Annotated in this window: 19 protein-coding genes; 6 read left to right on the forward strand and 13 right to left on the reverse strand. The window is 53.2% G+C overall.

Features of this window, described 5'->3' with window-relative positions:
* Position 1: 1 nt before the first annotated feature.
* The 3 genes from GP475_RS07115 (at position 2) to GP475_RS07125 (ending at position 4843) form a co-directional block, all read left to right on the forward strand.
* Entirely contained in the window at positions 2 to 1066 is a 1065-nt protein-coding gene (locus GP475_RS07115) for an ABC transporter permease (protein WP_187973743.1), read from the forward strand.
* Complete coding sequence (locus GP475_RS07120; protein ID WP_187973744.1) at positions 1063 to 3024, forward strand: ABC transporter ATP-binding protein; 1962 nt, start codon at positions 1063 to 1065, stop codon at positions 3022 to 3024. Before GP475_RS07115 ends, GP475_RS07120 begins: the two co-directional genes overlap by 4 nt.
* 136 nt (positions 3025 to 3160) lie before the next feature.
* On the forward strand, positions 3161 to 4843 hold the full coding sequence (locus tag GP475_RS07125) for an ABC transporter family substrate-binding protein (protein ID WP_187973745.1): 1683 nt from the start codon (positions 3161 to 3163) through the stop codon (positions 4841 to 4843).
* 89 nt (positions 4844 to 4932) lie between these two features.
* Here the strand turns inward: GP475_RS07125 and GP475_RS07130 are convergent, their stop codons facing one another.
* From GP475_RS07130 to GP475_RS07145, 4 genes are all read right to left on the reverse strand, one after another.
* Entirely contained in the window at positions 4933 to 7173 is a 2241-nt protein-coding gene (locus GP475_RS07130) for a polyribonucleotide nucleotidyltransferase (protein WP_187973746.1), read from the reverse strand.
* Positions 7174 to 7400: 227 nt separating this feature from the next.
* Positions 7401 to 7670, reverse strand: coding sequence for a 30S ribosomal protein S15 (gene rpsO, locus GP475_RS07135; RefSeq protein ID WP_187973747.1), 270 nt, complete (start codon positions 7668 to 7670; stop codon positions 7401 to 7403).
* A gap of 144 nt (positions 7671 to 7814) precedes the next feature.
* Positions 7815 to 8777 carry a nucleoside hydrolase gene (locus GP475_RS07140; protein ID WP_187975844.1) on the reverse strand — a complete coding sequence of 321 codons (963 nt, stop codon included), beginning with the start codon at positions 8775 to 8777 and terminating at the stop codon, positions 7815 to 7817.
* Positions 8778 to 8801: 24 nt separating this feature from the next.
* A complete protein-coding gene (locus GP475_RS07145; protein ID WP_187973748.1) occupies positions 8802 to 9782 on the reverse strand; it encodes a bifunctional riboflavin kinase/FAD synthetase in 981 nt (326 codons plus the stop codon).
* 55 nt (positions 9783 to 9837) lie between these two features.
* Between GP475_RS07145 and truB the strand changes: the two genes are divergently transcribed.
* Positions 9838 to 10737, forward strand: a complete 900-nt coding sequence (gene truB / locus GP475_RS07150) for a tRNA pseudouridine(55) synthase TruB (protein ID WP_187973749.1) — start codon at positions 9838 to 9840, stop codon at positions 10735 to 10737.
* Between the two features lie 69 nt (positions 10738 to 10806).
* Here the strand turns inward: truB and GP475_RS07155 are convergent, their stop codons facing one another.
* From GP475_RS07155 to rimP, 9 genes are all read right to left on the reverse strand, one after another.
* The gene (locus tag GP475_RS07155; protein ID WP_187973750.1) at positions 10807 to 11463 is read right to left on the reverse strand and encodes a 4'-phosphopantetheinyl transferase family protein; all 657 of its coding nucleotides are present in this window, start codon (positions 11461 to 11463) and stop codon (positions 10807 to 10809) included.
* Entirely contained in the window at positions 11460 to 12278 is an 819-nt protein-coding gene (locus tag GP475_RS07160; RefSeq protein ID WP_187973751.1) for a metallophosphoesterase family protein, read from the reverse strand. Before GP475_RS07160 ends, GP475_RS07155 begins: the two co-directional genes overlap by 4 nt.
* Positions 12279 to 12283: 5 nt before the next feature.
* Positions 12284 to 13615, reverse strand: coding sequence for an MATE family efflux transporter (locus tag GP475_RS07165; protein WP_187973752.1), 1332 nt, complete (start codon positions 13613 to 13615; stop codon positions 12284 to 12286).
* Positions 13616 to 13624: 9 nt separating this feature from the next.
* On the reverse strand, positions 13625 to 14617 hold the full coding sequence (locus GP475_RS07170) for a DHH family phosphoesterase (protein ID WP_224400475.1): 993 nt from the start codon (positions 14615 to 14617) through the stop codon (positions 13625 to 13627).
* Position 14618: 1 nt separating this feature from the next.
* Positions 14619 to 15062: a 30S ribosome-binding factor RbfA gene (gene rbfA, locus GP475_RS07175; RefSeq protein WP_187973754.1), complete on the reverse strand. Its 444-nt coding sequence runs from the start codon at positions 15060 to 15062 to the stop codon at positions 14619 to 14621.
* Between the two features lie 140 nt (positions 15063 to 15202).
* Positions 15203 to 18046 (reverse strand): translation initiation factor IF-2, encoded by a 2844-nt coding sequence (infB, locus tag GP475_RS07180; RefSeq protein WP_187973755.1) that lies wholly within the window; start codon positions 18044 to 18046, stop codon positions 15203 to 15205.
* A 105-nt stretch (positions 18047 to 18151) separates the two neighbouring features.
* Entirely contained in the window at positions 18152 to 18493 is a 342-nt protein-coding gene (locus tag GP475_RS07185; protein ID WP_187973756.1) for a YlxR family protein, read from the reverse strand.
* 97 nt (positions 18494 to 18590) lie between these two features.
* Positions 18591 to 19601 (reverse strand): transcription termination factor NusA, encoded by a 1011-nt coding sequence (gene nusA, locus GP475_RS07190; protein WP_187973757.1) that lies wholly within the window; start codon positions 19599 to 19601, stop codon positions 18591 to 18593.
* 3 nt (positions 19602 to 19604) lie between these two features.
* Positions 19605 to 20144, reverse strand: coding sequence for a ribosome maturation factor RimP (gene rimP / locus GP475_RS07195; protein WP_187973758.1), 540 nt, complete (start codon positions 20142 to 20144; stop codon positions 19605 to 19607).
* Between the two features lie 44 nt (positions 20145 to 20188).
* Between rimP and GP475_RS07200 the strand changes: the two genes are divergently transcribed.
* Positions 20189 to 21058 carry a DUF4439 domain-containing protein gene (locus tag GP475_RS07200; protein WP_187973759.1) on the forward strand — a complete coding sequence of 290 codons (870 nt, stop codon included), beginning with the start codon at positions 20189 to 20191 and terminating at the stop codon, positions 21056 to 21058.
* Between the two features lie 41 nt (positions 21059 to 21099).
* Positions 21100 to 23055 (forward strand): MMPL family transporter, encoded by a 1956-nt coding sequence (locus tag GP475_RS07205; RefSeq protein WP_262485152.1) that lies wholly within the window; start codon positions 21100 to 21102, stop codon positions 23053 to 23055.
* Positions 23056 to 23120 lie beyond the last annotated feature (65 nt).

Raw genomic sequence — 23120 nt, forward strand, 5'->3', positions numbered from 1 at the left:
TATGAGCGAAACCGGAAAAAACCGTGCTCTCCAGCATCGCGCTGATTTAGGCCGGACCGCGGCGGACGACGCCATTGGTAGCGGCGCTATCCCTACTGCTGATTTGACCTCAGCATCGCAGCCCACATCCCAGACGGCAGTTGCCTACCCGGCAGAAGCGGGAATTACCTCTTCTCCGGATCCCTATCGGGAACGCAAACCAGGCCTCCGCCATATGAGCCGAATGATGCTGTATCGGCGTCGCTTTATGCGTAATCGCTTCGCAGTGGTCGGCGTCATTATCTTTGTGCTGCTTATCCTTCTGGCAATCATCGGCCCCTATTTAAGTAAGTGGAGCTACTATGAAGCCGACTTCCTCGCCTTGAGCGAAGCTCCTGGCCCTGAGCATTGGTTCGGCACCTCAGAGGCGGGAAATGATCTCTTTGCACAAGTCACTCACGGCTTGGGCCGTTCACTAATCATCGCAGTCACAGTTTCTATCAGTGTTACTTTCCTTTCTGCTGTGATTGGTGCAGGTGCAGCGTTATACGGCGGTGCGGTAGAAAAGATCATCCTGACCATTATTCACTTCCTCTTAGCCGTACCAACCTTCTTGATCATCGCATTGTTAGTCTCCGATTCTGGCGGAGATTGGAAGTTACTCACCGTGGTCCTTATCGCCTTTGGCTGGTTTTATCCGGCTCGTGTGATTTGGTCCTTAGCACTGTCCGTACGGGAAAACGACTATGTTCGCGCGGCCAAATATATGGGTGTTTCCCGCCCCCGGACAATTCTTCGCCACATTGTTCCTAATATCGGATCGCTGCTGGTCATCCAATTGGCCTTGAGCGTGGTCTCCACGGTGATGTCCGAAACCGGCCTGTCCTTCCTCGGATTGGGTGTGAAATTGCCCGACGTCTCCCTGGGTACCTTACTTTCCCAAGGAGCTAACCAGCTGGAATCTGCTCCGTGGATGTTCTGGTTCCCGGCCGGAGTCCTTACTCTCCTCACTGTGTCCATGGCGTTTATTGCCGATGGACTGCGTGACGCCCTTGATCCGAACTCCAATGCGGGAGGCAAAGCATGACCGAGCAACCCATTCTTTCCGTCCGTGATCTCGCGGTCTCTTTCCCCTCGGAAGCGGGAACGGTTAACGCTGTTCGCGGGGTTGACTTTGACTTGTATCCGGGGCGCACTCTCGGAATTGTCGGTGAGTCTGGATCCGGAAAATCAGTGACCTCCATGGCAATCATGGGGTTGCTCCCGGACTATGCCAGTGTTCAAGGCTCCATCAAGCTTAAGGACCAAGAGCTTTTAGATTTATCTGATACCCAAATGTCAAAGATCCGGGGCAACCAGATTGGAATGATCTTCCAGGATCCGCTCTCCGCTTTGACGCCCGTTTTCAATATCGGAGATCAAATTGTTGAAGCCATCCAAACCCACCAAAAGGTTTCTCGTTCCAAGGCCCTAACCCAAGCCGCAGAATTACTCGACCTGGTGGGAATCCCCGAGCCTCAACGTCGCCTAAAATCTTTCCCTCATGAGTTTTCCGGCGGTATGCGTCAGCGCGTGGTTATTGCTATCGCTATTGCTAATAACCCCAGGGTCCTTATTGCCGATGAGCCTACAACTGCCCTTGACGTTACTATTCAGGCGCAGATTCTCGACGTCATCAAAGTAGCGCAAAAAGAAACCGGCGCCGCTACCATCATGATCACTCATGACATGGGAGTTGTCGCCGGTACTGCGGATGATGTGATGGTGATGTATGCCGGTCGTCCAGTTGAGCGCGCAGAAGTCACTGAGCTTTTCCATAATCCCAAGATGCCGTATACGGTTGGACTATTAGGTTCAACCCCGCGCATTGACGTTGCTAGCAGCGGAGCGTTGACCCCGATTAGCGGTCACCCTCCGGTGGTGGTTGATCTTCCCCCGGGATGTCCTTTCGCACCTCGCTGCCCTGTAGCGATAGATCAGTGCCGAGACATTGATCCGGAGCTCACCCCGCTACCTCAGCTGGCCCAGCACTCAGCTGCCTGCCACCGTTCTGAGGAAATCCATGATTCTCGCATTGACGGACAAAAACTCTTCCCTACTCCGGAACTTGCTGAAGATAAGTTAGCCGGTGTGCCTCGAGAGGAGCGGAACGTTGTCCTTGAGGTCAAAGATCTCAAGAAGGATTTCCCGCTCATTAAAGGTGCAGTCCTGAAACGCCGGGTCGGTACCGTTCATGCGGTGCGCGGTTTAACTTTCGACGTCCGTGAAGGCGAGTGTTTCGCGATTGTGGGTGAATCTGGTTGCGGAAAAACCACGACCTTGTTGGAGATTATGGATTTAGATCCGCAAGATGGCGTGGTGGTGCTAGGCGGAAAGGATGTCTCGAAGCTCAGCGCAGGCCAGCGTCGTGACACCAGGAAGTCTATTCAGATGGTGTTCCAGGACCCGATGAGTTCCCTGGACCCCCGGTTAACGATCCGCGATATTATCGCTGAGCCTTTAGCATCGCTGGGCTACAAAGGCAATATCGATGATCGGGTAGAAGAGTTGATGACGTTGGTGGGCTTAGACACCACACAGATTGATCGTTTCCCTGGTCACTTCTCCGGAGGTCAACGTCAGCGCATAGGTTTAGCCCGAGCTTTAGCCACTAACCCGCAGCTTATTGTCCTAGATGAGCCGGTATCTGCGCTGGACGTTTCTATTCAAGCAGGCATGATTAACTTGCTTGATGATTTAAAGCGCCAGCTTGGGTTGTCTTATCTCTTTGTGGCACATGACCTTTCGGTGATTAGGCACCTTTCAGACCGCGTAGCAGTGATGTACCGGGGTGAATTTGTCGAAAGCGGTGATGTGGACGAGATTTTCGATCATCCACAGCATCCCTACACCAAAGCGCTACTCTCGGCGATCCCCATTCCTGACCCAGATATTGAACGCGACCGTAAGCGTATTCCTGTTCCCCGTGATGCCGACGGCGGCAGTGGAGCACCCATGACGGAGCATTCAGCCTCAGGTTTAGGACGCCTCTTCGCTAAAAAATAGGGGCGACGCCTACCCAGCGCCCGCCCAGGGTGCGGTGGTTATTGGAAGCTTCCAATAACTTCCGGGTCCGGGGCACACCGATCCCCACAGCCCTCTGCCCCAATATCCGTCGGGGCATGACAGATTGGAGAGTCCGATGAGAAAGTCCTTAAAGGCATCAGTGGTGGCACTGATGGCCGTCGCAGGTCTTAGCCTTAGTGCCTGCGGCGGTGGTGGAAACCAAGGTGGCGATTCCGGCGAAGCTATCAGCCACGATCAGGTGGCAGATTACGCCCAAACCTCCCGTGATCAAGTAAAAGATGGTGGCGAGCTTAATCTTCCCATTGTGGAGCTGTCTGAGCAGCAGCTTCCATTCAATGCCGATGGCACCGCCTACAGCACTACTATCTGGAGCCTGTATAACCCCCAACTTGCCCTGTTCAGCCCAGATGGCAAGTACACTCCCAATGATGATTACCTCACCAAGGTAGAAGACAAAACCGAAAACGGTAAGACCGTGGTGACTTACACCATTCGGGATGAAGCCAAGTACAATGATGGAACTCCTATTGATTGGAAAGCCTTCGAAAACACCTGGCGCTTTAACAATGGTGAGATGAAAGACGTGGTGCCCAATAGCACCGATGGTTATAAGCTCATTGAATCCGTGAAAGCGGGTGCTAATGACAAGCAAGCGGTCGTCACCTTTAAGCAAGCATATCCCTGGTGGATGGGGCTATTTGATAAGTTGCTGCCACCCCAGGTGAATTCTGCTGACCTCTTTAATAATGGCTACCTCAAGAAGACCCACCCCGAGTGGGGAGCTGGCCCCTACAAGCTGGAAAGCGCTGATTTCAACACCAGCACCGTCACCTTTGTTCGGAATGATAAATGGTGGGGTGAGCCGGCCAAGTTGGACCGGATTGTCTATCGCGGTATGGAAGATAGCGCCTCCATTAATGCATTCCGTGCTGGAGAAATTGACGCGGTAACCGCAGGTACTAAGGACCGTTTAGAAACGGTGCGTGGCATGGGTGATAAGGCTGAAATTCGGATCGGTAAGGTTCCCTTCAGCTCCTTGCTTACCCTCAATTCTCAAGCCGGCCCATTGAAAGACGACAAGGTGCGCGAAGCTGTGATGAGCGCCATTGATCGCTCTAAGCTGGCGGAAATCCGCTTCAACGGCTTAAATTACTCTGAGGAATTGCCCGGGTCCTTTACCCTCTACTCCGTCCAAGACGGCTATGAGGATAATTTCGGCAAGGTTGTTTCCTACGACGTTGATAAGGCTAAGTCCTTACTGGACGAAGCTGGCTGGAAAGAAGGCGCTGATGGTATCCGTACCAAGGATGGACAGCCCCTGGTCCTGCGCTACACCCTTCTCGGCGATAGCCCGCTGTTCAAGGGTATTGCTGCTGCACAACAGCAAATGCTGCGCGAAGTCGGAATCGACATGCAAATCAATGAGCGCCCCAGCTCTGATTTCTCCAAGGTCAGTAAAGAGCGCGATTTCGATCTCTTCCCCATGGGCTTTAGCAGCACTGACCCCTACGGTGTTGCCTATTTCGATCAGACCTACAATTCCAAGAGCGAACTCAACAAGTCTGGCACTGGTTCGCCGGAATTTGATAAGAAGATCGAAGAGCTAACCAAGATCTCTGATCCTGATGAGCAGATCAAGAAAGCCAATGAACTTGAGCAGGATGCCTTTAAGTTCCATGGCATTATGCCGCTGTTCAACGGCCCCCAGATTGTCGCTGTCAAACCTGGACTAGTGAACTATGGGCCGAAGATGTTCGGCATCATCAAGGTTCAAGACATTGGGTGGAAAGCTGACTAAGACTAGTTCTTAGTCCTAGTTCCTCCACTCTTGGATCTAAAAAATCCCGCCCTCTGGTTTAAACACCGGGGCGGGATTTTTCGTCGATACTAGTTTTCGTCCACAGGCTCTAAGGAAATCTTGCCGCGATTATCAATATCGCTGATTTCCACCTGCATCTTATCGCCCACATTGACCACGTCTTCTACTTTCTCAATGCGGCGTTTCCCACCAAGGCGGGAAATGTGCACTAACCCGTCTCGACCAGGAGTTAACGACACAAAAGCACCGAAGGGGACCGTCTTGACGACAGTTCCGAGAAACCGCTCCCCGACCTTAGGTAGCTGCGGATTAGCAATAGAGTTAATCCGCTCAATGGCTGCGTCTGCTGCTGTTCCATTTGCGGCGGAAACGTACACGGTGCCGTCTTCTTCAATGGTGATATCCGCACCGGTTTCTTCAGTCAGTGCATTGATGTTCTTGCCTTTCGGCCCAATGAGTTCACCGATCTTCGAGACCGGAACCTTAACGGTGGTGATCTTCGGCGCCAAGGAACTCATCTCATCCGGAGATTCAATGATTTCTGACATCGTATCCAGAATCTCTAACCGTGCTTCACGGGCTTGCTCCAAAGCCTGGGCGAGAACCTTAGAAGGGATACCATCCAGTTTGGTATCAAGCTGCAAGGCCGTAACATAGTCTGCGGTACCTGCAACTTTGAAGTCCATGTCACCGAAGGCGTCCTCGGCACCGAGGATGTCTGTTAAAGCGACGTATTCTTGTTTCCCATCAATCTTCCCGGACACTAAGCCCATCGCAATCCCGGCTACCGGGGCTTTCAGGGGAACACCGGCGTTATACAGGGAGAGGGTGGAAGCGCAAACAGATCCCATTGAGGTGGAACCATTAGATCCCAAAGCCTCAGAAACCTGGCGGATGGTATAGGGGAATTCCTCACGCGAAGGAATGACCGGCAACAAGGCACGTTCCGCCAACGCTCCGTGACCAATTTCTCGACGCTTAGGAGAACCAACTCGGCCGGTTTCACCAGTAGAGTACGGCGGGAAGTTGTAGTGATGGATATAACGCTTATTGTCAATCGGGGTCAAGGAATCAATATGCTGTTCCATTTTGAGCATATCTAGGGTGGTAACTCCCAAAATCTGGGTTTCTCCACGCTCAAAGAGTGAAGAACCATGAGCCCGAGGAATAAGGTCCACCTCAACACTGAGGTCTCGAATATCTTTTACCCCACGCCCGTCAATGCGGAAATGATCCCGCAAAATCATCTCCCGTACGGTTTGCTTCATCACTGCGTTATACGCAGCACGAATTTCCTTATCAGGCGTTTCTCCATCCTTGCCCACCAGTTCAGCCTCAATTTTTTCCATATAGGCATTGGTGGCTTCATCACGTTCCTGCTTCGCCGGAATCTGCATCAGCTGACGCATCTTCTTAGCTGCCTTCTGCTCCACCTTCTTGAAGGTTTCTTCGCTGTAGTCCGGGAATAGCTGGAATTCCTGGGTTTCTTTACCCGCCCGATCTTTCAAACCTTCTTGTGCTCGGCACAACACCTCAATAAACGGCTTCGCCGCTTCCAGACCTTGAGCAACCACCTTTTCGGTAGGAGCCGGATAGCCTTCTGCAATTTTTTCCGACACCGTCGCGGTGGCACCAGCTTCAACCATCATGATGGCAACATCGTCGATTTTCTTCCGACCTTGTCGTCGGGTGATGCGACGTCCGGCCACCACCATCTCAAAAACGGCATTGCGGTGCTGTTCTACATTGGGGAAAGCTATCCACTGGCCGTCTTTGTGGTCATTGTCGTAGACCAACGCCATGCGAACTCCACCTACAGCCCCAGAGACTGGTAGCCCGGAAAGCTGGGTTGCGGCGGAGGCACCGTTGATGGCTACCACATCGTAGAAATCATCCGGATGTTGAGATAGGACCGTCACCACAATCTGAACTTCATTGCGTAGACCTTTGGTGAACGTGGGGCGTAGGGGTCGGTCAATCTGTCGGCACGCAAGAATCGCCTCAGTAGAGGGGCGCCCTTCGCGACGGAAAAAGGAACCGGGAATTCGTCCTGCGGCGTACATTCTTTCTTCCACGTCAACGGTGAGGGGGAAGAAATCAAAACCTTCGCGCGGAGAGTTTGATGCCGTAGCGGTGGCCAGCAGCATCGTCTCTTCGTCGAGGTAGGTGGTCACTGAGCCGTCGGCCTGCCGCGCTAGCTGTCCGGTCTCAAAACGGATGGTTCGGGTGCCGAAATCCCCGTTATCGATAGTGGCTACCGCCTCGATAAACCCGAATTCTTCATCCTCAAAATAGCTCACGTCGCTCATGCGCGTGGTTTCTCCTCTTAATATTCATTCTTCGGCGATCATCGATGCCGCCGCATAGGATTGACAATTTTCCACGCACTACTGTAGCAGGTCATTCAAATAAGGTTCGACGCCCACCTCGTTGCTCTTCGTGTGTGTCGAGGTAAGCCCTCTCCTCAGGCGAAGCATGGTGATAAAAAATCCTCCTCATGAAAATGAGGAGGAGAAAGCCTAAAAGCTCTGGGGACTTAACGGCGAAGACCCAACCGGGAGATCAAGTCACGGTAGCGGTCAACGTTGTTTTCTGCCAAGTAGTTGAGCAATCCACGGCGACGTCCAACCAAAAGCATCAAACCACGACGGGAGTGGTGATCATGCTTGTGGAATTTGAGGTGCTCGGTGAGGTTAGAAATCCGGGCACTCAGCAAAGCAACCTGAGCCTCGGGAGAACCAGTATCGGAGTCATGAAGACCGTACTGAGATAGAATTTCTTTCTTCTGCTCGGTAGAAAGCGCCATTGCTTGCTCCTTGTATTCTCTTTCAGTCCACATCACATGGATGTCCAAGGCGATGGCCTTGGTTAACTACGCTCGGACTGCTGTGGACCACAGTCTCTAAGCCGGGAGGTAGTTTACCCTACCGCTGTCTTTTAAACCAAATTCCTATCCGCGCGGAGCGGTCTGTGCAGCAGCCTTCGTTATCCGAGACATAAACTCTTTAAGGAAGCGCTCCACATCAACTCCCACCGCTACCTTCACGCTCTTCTTCGGGTCATTGAGTTTTTCTTCATCCCCAATGGTCCGGCCTCGGGTTTCTCCCTCGCAATCAACTTTCATGTTGATATCAAGGCAGGTCACTAGGCTCGGGTCGACAGCCACGGCTACCGCGAGTGGGTCATGCAACCCACATCCACCCAGGTGCGGCGCAGTGGTTTCATAGGCTTTGATGTAGTAGTCGGTGGCCTCAGCAAGAAAATCTCCACCCACCGTGCCGAGCTGCTGCCATTGAGCTGTTTCGGCGGTGGTCAGCAGGGTCTGCAAGGTCACATCTAGGCCAATCATCGTCACCTTCGCCCCAGAGCGGAATACCAGATCAGCCGCCTCAGGGTCCTGGTTGATATTCGCCTCCGCCCACGGGCTGACATTGCCCGGCACCGTCAAGGCGCCGCCCATAATGACGATTGTGGCGTTATCCGCAAAGGTGGCGTCGCGTTGAATGGCGGCCGCCAAGTTAGTCATCGGCCCTGTGGCAACAATGACGAGGTCTTCACCGTATTGACGCACAGCGTCAATCAAGAAATCCACGGCCCCTTGATCGCGGACGGTTCCCTCAGGCTCAGGAATAAGTGCTTCACCAATGCCGTTACGACCGTGGATAAATGCAGAGATATCAAGAACTTCGAAGGAATCCTTGGTGATGGCATGTGGCTCACCGGCAAAAACTGGAACATCCTTATGTCCGAAAAGCTCCAAGATAGCTAAGTCATTTCGGGTGCCGGTTTCCATCAGAACATTGCCGTAGGTGCCCGTTACGCCAATAACTTCTAGTTCCTCAGAAGCCAGGGCATAAACCAAGGCTAGGGTGTCATCAATGCCTGTATCAAGATCAAGAATAACCTTCATAATTCTCGGTACCTCCCAATGTCGGGACTAATTTTCCTCGTCCGAGTCTATACCCAAGGCTCGGTAGGCATCCGAAACATCTTGGCGTATCGCTGTTAACAGGTCCTCAATACCATTGAACTTGAGCATGTCTCGGAGATGCGCAACAAACTCCACGGTTGCACGTCGCCCATATAAATCTGCTTCATGCCCCATGACGAAGGACTCGACACTTCGTCGATCATCCCCAAAAGTGGGATTAGTACCTACCGAAATTGCCGCTGGATAAGCAACCTTCGGTTCCATATCCCCATCGATGTCGCCCTCATTAACCACCGTGAACCACCCGGCATATACTCCATCTGCTGGAATAGCAACACAATCCGGGAAATACATGTTTGCGGTAGGAAAGCCCAGTTCACGTCCTCCCCGACCATTGCCATGAACAATCTGTCCAGATACGCTAAACCGTCTGCCTAGTGCGCGTTGTGCTGCCACCACGTCGCCCTGGGCTAAGGCATCACGCACCACGGTAGAACTAATGCATGTGCCCTCATCCCGTAGAAGTTCGACGATATGAGCCTTAATCCCGACCTCCGAACACAGTGCTTCGAGGACGGTCGTGGTGCCGCTGGCGTCGCGTCCGAACGTGAAATTATCTCCCACATAGACAGAGCGAGCAGATAAGGTTTTTAGCAGCAGGGTGGACACATATTCTTGGGGGCTTAAACCGGCTAATTCACAGCGAAAATCAATGACCAGCACCCCATCAATCCCTAGTTCAGCTGCACGCCGTAAGCGCGAGTCCACACTCATTAATGAGGTAGGAGCGTGACCGGGTAAAAATACGCTTACCGGGTGAGGGTCAAATGTCACCATGATGCACGGCAGACCTTCGGTTCTTGCCTCTCGTACCGCCCGCGATATGAGGCCACAGTGTCCCCGGTGCATTCCGTCAAAGACACCAATTGTTACGACTGAACCCTGAGGTTGCGGAGGTACCTCTTGTAATCCACGCCAGATATCCACCGCTCCATGCTACGTCATCCACACGAAGCCTTTAGACATCGCATAGACTGCCCTCATGCCCGTGGCGAACTCTGGATTAGTAGTTGTAGATAAACCAGCCGGAATGACCTCTCATCATGTTGTTAGTAGGTTAAGACGTATTTACCGCACTCGAAAAATAGGTCATGCCGGCACACTGGACCCCATGGCCACCGGGGTTTTAGTCGCTGGGGTGAACCGGGGAACAAAGTTTTTAGCGCATCTAGGGGCAGCGGAAAAAAGTTATCATGCCCGAGTGCGATTAGGCGTAAGTACCAGCACCGAGGACGCAGAAGGTGAGATCATCACCACGGCGTCATCTGAAGCACTCTCAGCGCTGACAGACCACGATATTCTTGAGACACTCACCAAATTTCGTGGCGATATTCAGCAACGCCCCTCCGCGGTGAGTGCGATAAAGATCAACGGCAAACGAGCGTATCAACGAGTCCGCGACGGCGAAGACGTGGAACTACCCAGCCGACCAATCACAATTTTTGATCTCCACGCAGACAACTTCAACCGAGAACACGGGGTGATCGACTGTGATCTACAGGTACATTGTTCCTCCGGGACCTACATCAGGGCCTTAGCCCGCGATATTGGAGACGCCCTCGGCGTAGGGGGGCATCTTATTGCGCTACGCCGCACAGCAGTGGGGGTTTTTAGCCTTGCTGATGCCTCAACTCTGGAGGAGTTAGAATCCGCAGAACACCCTCCCCTGGTGTCCTTAGATGAAGCACTACCGCGATGCTACCCACCCCTCGCTGTTGATACTGAACAAGCTCGAAAGCTCTCCTTGGGTCAGCGTTTGAGTCCCCGTGGACTATCCGGGATCCACAGTGCCATTGACCCACAAGGTCACGCCGTTGCTCTTGTCCAAGAGACAGCAGAATCACTGAGAACTGTTTTCGTGGCTCGCCCGGCAACCTTATAAAACTGTGTATCAGACGATGCTTCAACGGCCACTGCTCAACGCCCACTGATGGATCTATCACCTATCTGATCAATGAATGAAGGCAGTGGCCAAAATATAACCCTCACTAATGCTCCAACGTCCGTTAATAAAGGGAACAGGAGTAGGTCGCACCAGGAGATAAGAAATAAATGTGCCGTCTTCTCTAAGGTCAATTTCGGCTTGCTCAAAGCCTAGCCAACGATGAGTCAACGGAAACCACGTTTTATAGGTGGCTTCTTTCGCACAGAATAATAATCTGTCCGCGCACGCAATCCCCTGTTTTCTCAGGCTGTCCAGCTGTCGGTATTCCCCAGCGCGAGCAATACCAGATAGCACCCCATCCGGCAGGGGTTCAGCTGGCTCAACATCAATTCCTAAAGATCGCACGAAAAGTTGCGGGGCGACGGCAGCAGCCCGGAACCCTCCTGTATGGGTAATTGAACCGCATACGGTATCTGGCCACAGAGGCATACCACGGTGACCTCGTAAAATAGGGTCACCATGTTCCTTACCCAAATCCTCAAGAGCCCGATGAGCACACCACCGCGCATCACCAAATTCTGCCTTGCGTTGATCAGTAGCCTGCGACACCAGGGATTGTTCTAAAGGATGCAGGTTGTAGAAGTTACTCAAATCCAGGATCTCTGGATCAGTACGCACATAACACCAGCAAACACTCTTGGGAAACAAGGAATCATCCATCATGAATTCATTCCTTCCGTGAGAACTGGATATGGCCAGGGCATATTGCTCTTTCGAGTTTGCCATTCGCGTGGATACCCCAGAGACACCTCAATATGAGGTACCTCGTCGTAGATATCAATCCGCGGTATATGAAGATGCCCGTAGATAACAGCTTGAGCATTATATCTTTGAGCCCACCCCCGGGTATGACGAGTTCCACACCACAACGGTATTTCTGGATGGAATACCCGCTCCGTGGGTTCTTTGATCAAAGGCCAATGGTTGACCAGGATGGTGGGACCGTTGACACGTCCTAGACGCTTGACGCTATAGGCCAATCGATCCCAACACCAGGCTCTGACGTCGACGAACGGCGCTATCGAAAAATAATCCGTCAACACTACTTTTGCTTGCTCAGCTTGGCGTAGGGCGGCGTCGACGCTAAGACCTTCTTGCCGAAAACTGTAGTCATACAGGGTAAACAGGGGGCAGATTGTCACCCCGTTGAAAACGGGGTACGGATCCTCGGGAGTCAATACGCCGAGATTTCTCGAACCCTCGACTAACTCCTGATACTTATCCCGTCCTCGGTGTCGATCAGTAGACCGAGAAAACAATTCGTGGTTTCCCGGTGTCCAGATGATGGTGTGGAAACGCTGCTTAAGCTGGGCTAAGACTGCTAGCACAAGTTCAGTTCTCTCGGCGATGTCGCCGGCGATAATGAGCCAATCTGCAGGAGATTCTGGTTGGAGCTGATTAATGCGATCTCGATTCAACCTCACCGCAGCGTGGAGATCAGAGACCGCCCACAGCGTCTTCTTCTCCTGGTGAGGCATCGCACCTACTCCTTTACCACGTTACTAACCCAGCGCATTGAGTGGAACCGCCATGCTACCGCACCTAGCCGGATAAGGATAAAAAGCACTAACCCGAACCAGATTCCGAGGAGACCGGTGTGGAATATCTGAGCGAGGATCACTGCTGGGAAGAATCCGCAGAGTACCGAAGCAATGCTGATTGTTCGGAGATAGTTAGCGTCCGCCGCCCCCAATAAGATCCCGTCGAGGGCAAAAACTATACCGCCGAGAAGCACCATGATCACCAGGAGCCACCATGGGCCGGCTAGTGCGGCACGAACCTCGTTATCTGGGGTGAAGAGAGCTGGAATGTGTCGCGAAAAAACCGCCATGATGACACAAATCAAAGCGGCGAATAACATCGACCACCGGGTGACCTGGATTCCGGTTTTTCTAGCGAGATCATACGTTCCTTTGCCGAGCGCAGCACCGGTGAGAGATTGCGCTGCTATGCCTAGCGAATCTAACACCAAAGAGATGAAGGACCAGAGTTGGAGCAAAATTTGGTGTGCTGCTAAGGACGCCTCACCAGCTCTGGCAGCCACCGCTGCGGCCGCTAGAAAAGTTGCTTGAAAAGATAAAGAGCGCAGAATTAAGTCCCGACCTAAAACCAATTGAGAACGCATGGTGGACCAGTCAGGAAGCCACGAACCCGAGTGACTGCGGAGAAGTTTGATCAGAAAACATGTCGCGGTGATGCTGGCACCAAGAACATTAGCGAAAGCTGAGCCGACAAGCCCCCAGTGGGCCACAAAAAAGGGAACAGCAACAGCGCCTGGGATGACTCCGGCAAGGGTGAAAAACAACGGTGATACCGCGTCTTGTACCCCGCGCATCCAACCGTTTCCCGCCATGATGACCAGGATTAGCGGCACTCCTAAAGCCGCGATACGCAACCAACGCGCTGCCTCGCGCCCGATGTCTTCTGAGCCAGCTAACCAGGTGGTTATAGCTGGCGCAAAAACCATAACAATGGTTGCGAGCACACTTCCGACAGCGAGGGCTACCCAGGTTGATTGGACTCCCTCACGAACTGCGGCGGAGGTATGTCCACGTCCAAAAAAGCGCGCGGATCGTGCCGTGGTCCCATAGCTGAGGAAGGTGAGCTGAGTGGTGATCAGTGACTGAATCGTCGTACCTGCGGTAAGCGCCGCCAGGTCAAATCTGCCTAATCGTCCAACAATTGCGGTATCAAATAGCAAATACAGCGGAGGGGCAATAAGTACACCCAAGGCAGGCAGAGCCAAGGCCAAAATCTCTCGCGCGGAAATATTTACCGCAGCATCTGCCTGCTCCCGGCGGGATGAATGAGCCATAATCAGCGCTTATTTCTCCAAAGAAATATCATCAAGGACGTTTTTCAGCTCAGCAACAATGGTGTCTGTTTTCCCCGAGGTAGTGTAACCAGCAGCGGGAACATGTCCACCGCCACCGAGCTGAGTAGCGATCCGAGAGACATCAATGTGGGAAGAACGCAAGGACACTGCCCAACGCCCGGGGGATGTTTCTTTAAAAACCACTCCGATATCAGCGTCATCAACTACTCGCACAAAATCAGCGAGGGATTCTACGGCGGCAGAAGAATGTCCGTAGACGGTGTCGCGATCCGCTATCAAATAGGCGACGCCTAGTTCCCCGATCTGTTCTAAGGTCACTCCGCTGAGCACCGAACCCATCATTCGTAGATCTTTCACTGAGTTTCCATCAAGAAGCTCTTCCGCAATCCGACGCGTATCAAGCCCGGTTTTCATTAGTTGAGCAGCTAGGAGGTGCATCTGAGGAGTACCCCAGCGGAAACTACCAGTGTCGGTAAGCACACCAGCATAAAGACAGTGGGCCAAGGTGCGATCTAAGGGCACGCCTAGGGTTTTGAATAAGTCCGCCAAAATCACCGTGGTGGACTCAGCCTCAGGTTGAATGATATTGAGTGTCCCAAATCCAGGGTTGGAAGCATGGTGATCAATCACCAACGTACGAGAGGACTGGGCTATGGCATCTGCTAACGCGCCGGTTCGATCCAAGGATCCACAATCAACAACAATAATTAAGTCCACCGGAGGTAATTCTGCTGTTAGCTCTATGTCTGTGGCTCCGGGAATGGTTAGCAGATTCCGGGGGATTTCTTGAGCTTGTCCGATAAAACCCCGTGCTCTTTTACCGAGGTAACGAAGGGCGTGGACCACTGCCGTAATAGAGCCGATGGCATCAGCATCAGGCCGAAGATGGCCCACTACGGCAACGCGTGCCGCAGAATCAATCACATAGCGGGCCTTATCAAAATGATGGTGGTGTTCTCTGTTGAAACCCTGATGCTCCACCCTAGTCTTCTTCCTGCTCTGAATCTCGATAAGGATTAGCATCCCCAGCAGGAACAGCGGTTTCCTTTAACTTTGCTAACTCCGCATCACGGGCCTTAGCGCGCGCCAAAAGTTCTTCCATCCGAGCGGATGTTTCCGGCACAGTGTCAACTTCAAAACTCAAGGTTGGAGTAAAACGAACATTAAGTTCATTCCCGACGATTTTACGGAGTTGCCCACGGACCTTAGTAAAGACCTCAGCTGCCGCATCAAAATCTGGTTCTTCAGCTAAAGTGCGACCGCGAACAGTGTAGTACACGGTAGCATCATGGAGGTCTCCAGTGACCTTAGTGTCGGTGATGGTCACGAGTTCTAAACGCGGATCCTTGATCTGGCGTTCAATAGCGGTGGCCACAATGGTCTGAATACGTTTAGCCATACGAGCAGCTCGTTGGTGATCGGACATAGGACTCCCCTTCTCCTTAGTTGATAACCAGTAATACAGCGTCAAGATTCTACCCCATACCAAAGCCCCTGAGAGCGGTTCAGGCTCTCAGGGGCGAGGGATTGTGATGAAGCTATCCTCCCGCATGGGGAGAGTGCGGTTTAGGTGCGAGGCACCTCAACCTGTTCATAGACTTCAATCTTGTCGCCGATCTGAATGTCGGGGTAGGACAACACCATACCGCACTCATATCCAGCAGAAACTTCGGTGACATCATCTTTTTCACGGCGCAACGAAGTGATGGTGGCTTCAGGAGCAATCACCGCACCGTCGCGAACCAACCGCAGCTTGGCGTTGCGTCGAACCTTTCCTTCTTCCACCATGCAGCCGGCGATGAGACCAACAGCTGAGGCTTTGAAGATCTGGCGAATCTCGGCAACACCCATGTCGCGATCTTCGTAGATGGGCTTGAGCATACCCTTGAGAGCTTGCTCCACTTCCTCAATGACTCGGTAAATCACGGAGTAGTAGCGGACGTCCACGCCTTCGGCGTTTGCTTCCTCAGTCGCTTTACCCTCGGCACGGACATTGAAGCCAATGATCACGGCATCGGAGGCTGCAGCAAGCTTCACATTGGTTTGGGTTACTGCACCAACGCCACGGTCAATGATGTTGAGCTGTACTTCATCATCGACGTCGATCTTAAGGAGGGCTTCTTCCAAAGCCTCCACGGAACCAGCGTTGTCGCCTTTGAGAATGAGGTTGAGAGTGCTGGTTTCCTTGAGCACTTTGTCCAAATCTTCCAGCGATACCCGCTTCCGAGTTTTCGCTGCCAAGGCATTGCGACGTCGAGCATCACGCTGATCAGCGATCTGTCGAGCCACCCGATCATCTTCCACCACAAGCAGATTGTCGCCCGGGCCCGGGACACCATTTAAGCCTTGCATCTGAACTGGTCGAGACGGTCCGGCTTCTTGAACATCCTCGCCGTACTCATCCACCATGCGGCGGACACGTCCGTAGGTGTCTCCGACGACCACGGAATCTCCAACGCGAAGCGTACCGCGTTGAACAATGACTGTCGCTACGGGTCCACGACCACGATCCAGATGAGACTCAATCGCGATACCCTGGGCATCCATATCTGGGTTAGCTACCAGATCAAGGGAAGCGTCGGCGGTGAGCGTAACAGCTTCCAACAAGCCATCAATATTTTGCCCCTGCTTAGCCGAAATATCGACGAACATGGTGTCACCACCATATTCTTCGGGCACCAAACCGTATTCAGTAAGTTGCCCGCGAATCTTATCCGGCTGCGCTTCTGGCTTATCAATCTTGTTGACCGCGACCACAATCGGGACGTCAGCGGCCTTAGCGTGATTAATAGCCTCAACAGTCTGAGGCATCACCCCATCATCAGCGGCCACGACTAACACAGCAATATCGGTGGACTCGGCACCACGGGCCCGCATTGCGGTAAAGGCTTCGTGACCAGGGGTATCCAGGAAAGTAATGGTGCGTTCGTGATCCTCAACATTGACCTGAACCTGATAAGCACCAATTCCCTGGGTAATACCACCGGCTTCACGACCACCCACATTGGATTTACGGATCGTATCCAATAGTCGAGTCTTACCGTGATCTACGTGCCCCATGACGGTTACGACCGGAGGTCGCTTGGCTAGATCTTCCTCAGTGCCTTCATCTTCACCAAATTGCAGGTCAAAGCGCTCAAGAAGTTCCCGATCTTCGTCTTCGGGAGAAACCACTTCCACCTGGTAGTTAATTTCCTCGCCCAGAAGCTGGAGAGTTTCATCAGAAACCGAAGCGGTCGCTGTCACCATTTCGCCCAGGTTGAATAATGCCTGGACCAGTGACGACGCTTCGCAACCGATTTTCTCGGCGAAATCTGACAAGGAAGCACCGCGACGCAGCCTCAGCGTCTCGCCACCACCGTCGGGAAGACGAACTCCACCGATGACGTTGGGAGCTTTCATTGACTCGTATTCGCTGCGCTTCTGACGCTTGGACTTACGTCCTTTACGCGGAGCGCCACCGGGCCTACCAAAAGCACCTGCGGTTCCACCACGACGTCCGCCGCGGCCACCGCCGCCGCCCATGCGCTCGCCGAAACGAGGTCCTCCGCCGCGATTATTGCGGCCGCCGCGACCACCACCAGCTGGATCCTTCGATGGCATCTCGCGTGGGCTAGGATGCGCTGGCATCATCGCTGGCGAAGGACGACGGCCTCCTCCTTGCTTGACACCTTCATGAGAGTGTCCACCTTGCTGACGCTGACCACCACGGCCACTACCAGAACGATTGTTTTGCTTCCGCCCTCCGGCACCTGCCCCAGAACGTTGCCCACCACGGCCACCTGGGCGCGGTGCTGGGCGTTCTCCACCCCCGGTAGAGAACGGATTATTTGCTACCCGCGGAGCACGACCGCCCGGCTTTGGCCCAGGCTTCGGGCCCGGTTTCGGCTGAGGCTTTGGCGCCTTCTTCTCAGCTTTTTCCGAGCCTTTGTGCTGCTCTGGTTTTTCAGCTGCCGCTTCATGGGTAGCTGACTTTCCACCCTTCGCCGCCGGCTTGGGAGCTACCGGCTTCGGCCCGGGCTTGGGGCCTGGTTTAGGAGAACCCGGTTTCGGCGTAGCTTTAACAGCAGCCTTCGGGGTTTTCTTCCCTGAACTTGAGTCAGCTCCGCCAGCTTTAGCCTCACCTTTCGGACCAGGCTTAGGACCTGGCTTGGGCGAGGACTTCGCCGCCTTAGGCTTAGGTGCAGCCGCTGGGGTTGCACTACCTGAAGCAGCCGATGCGGAATCAGCAGGTTCAGCGGACCCGTTTTTCTTTTCATAGTGTGCCCGCATCTTCTTCACCACGGGTGGTTCAATGGTGGACGATGCAGTCTTAACGAACTCACCCTGCTCTTTCAGGGTCGCCAGCAGTTCTTTACTGGTAATCCCCAATTGCTTGGCGAGCTCATGAACACGAAGCTTTCCTGGCACTTCTCTCCTCTGTGATTTCTCTAGGAGTCGAAGGCCAGGGCGCGCTGACCTTCGACCCTAGGTGTGGTCGTTGACGTTCATCGCTGATGCTTCATCGTGCGCTCATCAGTGTTCGGTCTTCCTTACGTACTCTCCGGGAATAAGGAAACTCTCTTTTCCTGATTCCTCGGCGGCCTGATGTATTACATAGGCCCTGATTTCGGAGGTATCTACCCCACCCGGCAGCCTCAAGGCACGCCTCCACGCTCGACGCTTCTCAGCAAGCTCGAATGCTTGAAGAGTGGGTCTTAACCACGCTCCCCTTCCAGGAAGCCGGCGACGTGGGTCAGGGATAAGCCGACCCGGCGAGTCTGGATCCACGACCACCCTTAATAGCTGGTCAGTAGGCAGTTTCTGCCGGGTTCCGACGCAAGTTCGGCATGGCGTATGCCGTCGGGCTGCTGCCATGCCACCTCCTTATCCGCGTCAGTTCTGGCGCCCCCATATCCATGTGGAGCACCAGGCCGGTCGTTTATCTTACGCGAAAATGAGAAAATGCGTGAATTTAGGCTTGAATGTCAGCGTCGGAATGAATATCAATTTTCCATCCGGTGAGCCGAGCAGCGAGTCGAGCGTTCTGACCTTCACGCCCAATCGCCAACGATAGCTGATAGTCCGGAACAATAACGCGCGCGGTTTGGGCTTCTGCGTCGATCACCTCCACACTCACTACTTTGGAGGGGGCTAAAGCATTACCCACGTAGCGAGCAGGATCCTCATCCCAGGAGATGATATCTATTTTTTCGCCACCGAGTTCTTTCATGATGCTACTAACTCGCTGCCCTCGGGGGCCGATGCACGCGCCTTTGGCATTCAGACCTTTAACGTGGGCATGAACCGCAACTTTGGAGCGATGCCCAGCTTCGCGCGCGATGCCGAGAATCTCGACCGAGCCTTCCGCCACTTCGGGAACTTCAAGTTCAAAAAGTCCTCGAACAAGTTCGGGGTGAGTGCGTGAAAGGTGGATCGTTACTTGACGATCTCCCCGATTAACACCGACGACATAAGCCTTGATGCGATCACCGTGTTCTAAGGTTTCACCGGGCAATTGTTCTGCCGGGAGCAAGATCGCGTCTTGAGGTTCTGCCTCTGTACCAATTTGGACCACAATGATTCCGCGCTCGTTGGCTTTAGCGTCTCGCTGCACAATGCCGGAAACGATTTTACCCTCATAGTCTGTGTAGGCTTCAAAAACTCGCCCGGCTTCTGCTTGTTGAATCTGTTCGATGATCGCGTTGCGGACTGCCTGGGCTGCAACTCTACCGAAACCATCGGGGGTGTCTTCGTATTCGCTCAGAACCGCCCCGGTGTCGTCGAGCTCGCTCACAATTACCGCAACCTCGCCGGTCTCAGAGTCAATATCAACCCGAGCACGGGTTTCAGCCCCATCAGCTTCTGCAGATCGATATTCCCGGTAAGCGGAAAGCAGCGCCCGAGCAATAGTTGGAAGCAAGTCCTCAACCGGGATATTGCGTTCCTGTTCAATGGCCTGCAATGCTTGCAGATCAATATTCACTTGTTAGTTTCCTTGCCTTTCTTCGGCTTCTTCAAAAGACAGCGCGCACAAGTCACGCTCTGCCTGTGGAGGTTGTGCGAATTCAATTTCTACCATCGCAGCTACGTTAGGCGCCAACTCAAAGATCCGAACATGAGGTTTTTTCTCTCGACTTACCAACACCACCGACTCATCTTTTACCGCCCCAATCCGCCACTGGCTTCGCTCACCGTCCTCGGTGAGCTGAACCGCTCGGAAACGGTTGCGTCGCCAATGCCTCGGCAAGGTTAAGGGGAAGTCCACCCCAGGAGTGGTGACCTCCAGGGTATATCCGGGGCCGAAATGAAAAGTACCAGCTTCCTCAGCGGCGTCGAGCTGTTGCGAGATTTCTCTACTGAGTTGCTCTAAATCATCTAAGCCAGGAGCACTATCTGCGGCCACAGCTATTCTGACCAGAGACTTCTTGCCTGCCTTTTGGACCCGCACATCCTCCACATCCATGTCATAGGGACTGGCGATGGGTGTTACGAACGCCATGATCTCAGATTGAGTGGGAAAAGCCATGGCATCCAGCCTAACCGGGAAGGTCTGCGCGTAACATACCCGGTGTGCCTCAATCCAAAGTTCTGAAGTTTCTCACCCGACGCAGCATTGTGGGCGTGTGCCTAACCTCTCTGGCACTCAGCATGACCAGTTGTGGGGTGCTGGGTCCCCGACCGGATAGCACCTTGGTGAGTTTGGCAGGTCAAGCTCTCAAAGACTCACATACGTGGGCTGATAGTTCACCCCGGTTAGCTAAACTCCGAGGAACTCAAGCCGAACGACTACTTGCAGAAATTGCCCGTGACTGCGGCACGTACCAGGATGGAAGAATACCGCAGGATTGTCAGTTAGACAATGATCAGGTAGAAAGCCACGGCATCGAACAATCCCCGGAAGACTCCTTCGACACCATGGTCGCGAGCATTGATGATACCCCGCAAGGTTCTAGGGACCTCATCACTGACTTAGCTTTTAACTTTGGCCATCAGTTCCTTGCTGATTCCACCACAGATGGCAACGACGCTGCGAAGGAGCTCCCCCAACCACCGGCACTGCCCACCAAAGACCAAGATGAAGCAACCACACTGCTGCAACAAGAATATTCCACCATTTGGGGGTTAGATTCTGTTCAAGGTTTTTCATCAGCCAACGCACTTCCTTCTTTAAGCAGTCTCGGTGATTGCCACCGACACAGCAGCGCAGCTTTAGAGCAAGCGTTCCAGCTAGCGAAGAAAACAGCCCCCGAAGCTGCCCCGGGATATCAAATCCCGGCCGAGAAAATTCCAGCAGATACTCATGCCGCCCAGGATTTCGCAGTCGCACTACAGCAAAACTCCGTCCAAGAATGGAAAAAAGCGATGTCACTCGCTAAGGATGATGCATGGCGGTTGTGGCTAACTCGCACGGCGATAGTGTTGGACCAATGTAGCCAATAAAAAACTGTAAATTCTTATATTTTGTTGTTAGAATACGATAGGTGATTGGCCTACATACCCGACGCCATTTTTTTGTTTCTGCGTTAATCATCTTGTTTCTCGGATTATCTGCTCTTTTTATTGGACCTGCAGAACAATCCGGAGATCCCAGCGGAAATCTCCCCGACGGCGCCGATTCCACTCAGGTAGCTGACCTTCTGGCGCAGCAACCAGAAGGCTCAGAAAAAACAGCTATTGCTCTTTTTTATACCGACGATGGCAGCGCCTTAGATCTGCGACGCTTAGCTCCTATAGCTCAGCAATTCGGAGCCCCATTAATACCGGCGGACAATATGAAAGGTGGGATAGCACCCATTTCATTGTCCGGCGAGGATACCGATAATCCCACCGCATTAGGGGAACGCATTAAAAGCCTCCGCAACGATCTCAATTCCGATCTTCCCCCGCACACGGTAGTCCAAGTCACTGGACCTGCAGCGATCCAAGGAGATTTAGCAAGCGTTTTTGATAACGCAAACTTTCTCCTACTCAGCGTCACAGCGGCAATCGTCGCGATTCTTCTCATCATCACCTACCGCTCTCCCCTCCTGTGGATCATCCCCCTCACGGTGATCGGAGTCGCAGACCGGGTAGCCGCCAGTGTATTCACCTGGGTGCTTCATGGAAGCGAAATGTACTGGAGCGAGCAAACCACAGGTATTTTATCGGTGCTAGTCTTCGGAGCCGGCACAAATTACGCTCTCCTTCTGATTTCCCGCTACCGCGATGAATTGCATCGCCACGATAGCCGGGTAGCAGCAATGGCACAGGCGTGGGCACCGTCGGCCAAAACGTGTGTCATCTCCGCGTTAACTGTGGTCCTGGGGATGGGATGTCTAATGCTATCCTCAATCCCTATCAACCGTGGCCTCGGAGCTGCAGCCATAGTCGGGATTTTTGTCGCCTGGGTTTTTGCACTCCTCGTTCTCCCCGGAGCACTCTTGCTCTTCGGACGTTGGATTTTCTGGCCCCAACAACCTGTGGTAGGCGATACCATCAATCATTCTCTTTGGCGCCGAATTAGCCGAATCCCGGCTCAACGCCCCGTTACTGTGCTCGTGGCAAGTTTCCTCGTACTGGGGATCACTGCACTGGGATGGTTCTCTATGAAAACTGGGTTGAGCCAAGAAGATCAATTCATTAACACGCCGGAGTCCATCACCGCCGCCCAAAAATTAGAGGAGTATTTCCCTGATCAAGACGCTAACCCGGCCACCGTGGTAACCCAGCAGCCCCAGCAGGTCATGTCCCGTCTTAGTGACTCTGGATTTGGGGTACAACCGGCACCTGCTGCCGGCAGCTGGGAAACGTACCGAGTTTCTGGCGCCTCCACTTCCCAGCTCCGCGAAACCCTTGCAGGTACTGATGCTCTCGTGGGAGGACAAGAGGCCCAACTACTGGATACCGAAAACTTTGAGCAACACGATCGCCTCGTGATTTTCCCTGCGGTGTTAGGAATTGTGTTTCTTGCCCTAGCTGTGGCCTTGAGGTCTTTCTTAGCACCGCTCATCATGACGGCTACCGTGCTGTTGACAAATATTTCTGCCCTCGGGCTCGGCTGGTGGATCAGCACTAAAATCCTCGGATTTAGTGCCTTCGCCCCCTCAGTTCCGCTCTATTCCTTTGTGTTCCTGGTAGCTCTGGGTATTGATTACTCAATCTTCCTTATCTCCCGCGCTAAGGAGGAACCCGAACTCAAAACCGGTATTTTCCGTGCTCTAGAAGCAACTGGCGGAGTTATTACCAGCGCCGGAATACTCTTAGCTTCAGTATTTGCTGCCCTCGGGGTGTTACCCCTGGTGGCTCTAGCTCAGGTAGGAATTGTCATTTTCCTCGGGGTTTTGCTCGATACCTTGCTGGTTCGCACTCTCTTTATCCCAGCTATCGTCCGGTTGTTAGGCGAAAAATTCTGGTGGCCTCGAAAGACAACCCATAAACAAGCAAGGAGCTCCGCATAATTTAGAAGATGTGGAACACCTGCACGATAGCCTGAAGGCCTAACACCAGCCCCGGTGTTAGGCCT

This window comes from Corynebacterium poyangense, assembly GCF_014522205.1.
Classification (GTDB): domain Bacteria; phylum Actinomycetota; class Actinomycetes; order Mycobacteriales; family Mycobacteriaceae; genus Corynebacterium; species Corynebacterium poyangense.

Excerpts from the sequence above, each read along its gene's own strand:
- GP475_RS07155 (WP_187973750.1), bottom strand. The coding sequence starts at position 11,463 with ATGATGGATGATTCCTTGTTTCCCAAGAGTGTTTGCTGGTGTTATGTG.
- GP475_RS07160 (WP_187973751.1), bottom strand. The coding sequence starts at position 12,278 with ATGCCTCACCAGGAGAAGAAGACGCTGTGGGCGGTCTCTGATCTCCAC.
- GP475_RS07115 (WP_187973743.1), top strand. The coding sequence starts at position 2 with ATGAGCGAAACCGGAAAAAACCGTGCTCTCCAGCATCGCGCTGATTTA.
- GP475_RS07185 (WP_187973756.1), bottom strand. The coding sequence starts at position 18,493 with ATGGCAGCAGCCCGACGGCATACGCCATGCCGAACTTGCGTCGGAACC.
- rimP (WP_187973758.1), bottom strand. The coding sequence starts at position 20,144 with ATGGCTTTTCCCACTCAATCTGAGATCATGGCGTTCGTAACACCCATC.
- rbfA (WP_187973754.1), bottom strand. The coding sequence starts at position 15,062 with ATGTCCGATCACCAACGAGCTGCTCGTATGGCTAAACGTATTCAGACC.
- GP475_RS07165 (WP_187973752.1), bottom strand. The coding sequence starts at position 13,615 with ATGGCTCATTCATCCCGCCGGGAGCAGGCAGATGCTGCGGTAAATATT.
- GP475_RS07120 (WP_187973744.1), top strand. The coding sequence starts at position 1,063 with ATGACCGAGCAACCCATTCTTTCCGTCCGTGATCTCGCGGTCTCTTTC.
- truB (WP_187973749.1), top strand. The coding sequence starts at position 9,838 with ATGCCCGTGGCGAACTCTGGATTAGTAGTTGTAGATAAACCAGCCGGA.
- GP475_RS07130 (WP_187973746.1), bottom strand. The coding sequence starts at position 7,173 with ATGAGCGACGTGAGCTATTTTGAGGATGAAGAATTCGGGTTTATCGAG.
- rpsO (WP_187973747.1), bottom strand. The coding sequence starts at position 7,670 with ATGGCGCTTTCTACCGAGCAGAAGAAAGAAATTCTATCTCAGTACGGT.
- GP475_RS07125 (WP_187973745.1), top strand. The coding sequence starts at position 3,161 with ATGAGAAAGTCCTTAAAGGCATCAGTGGTGGCACTGATGGCCGTCGCA.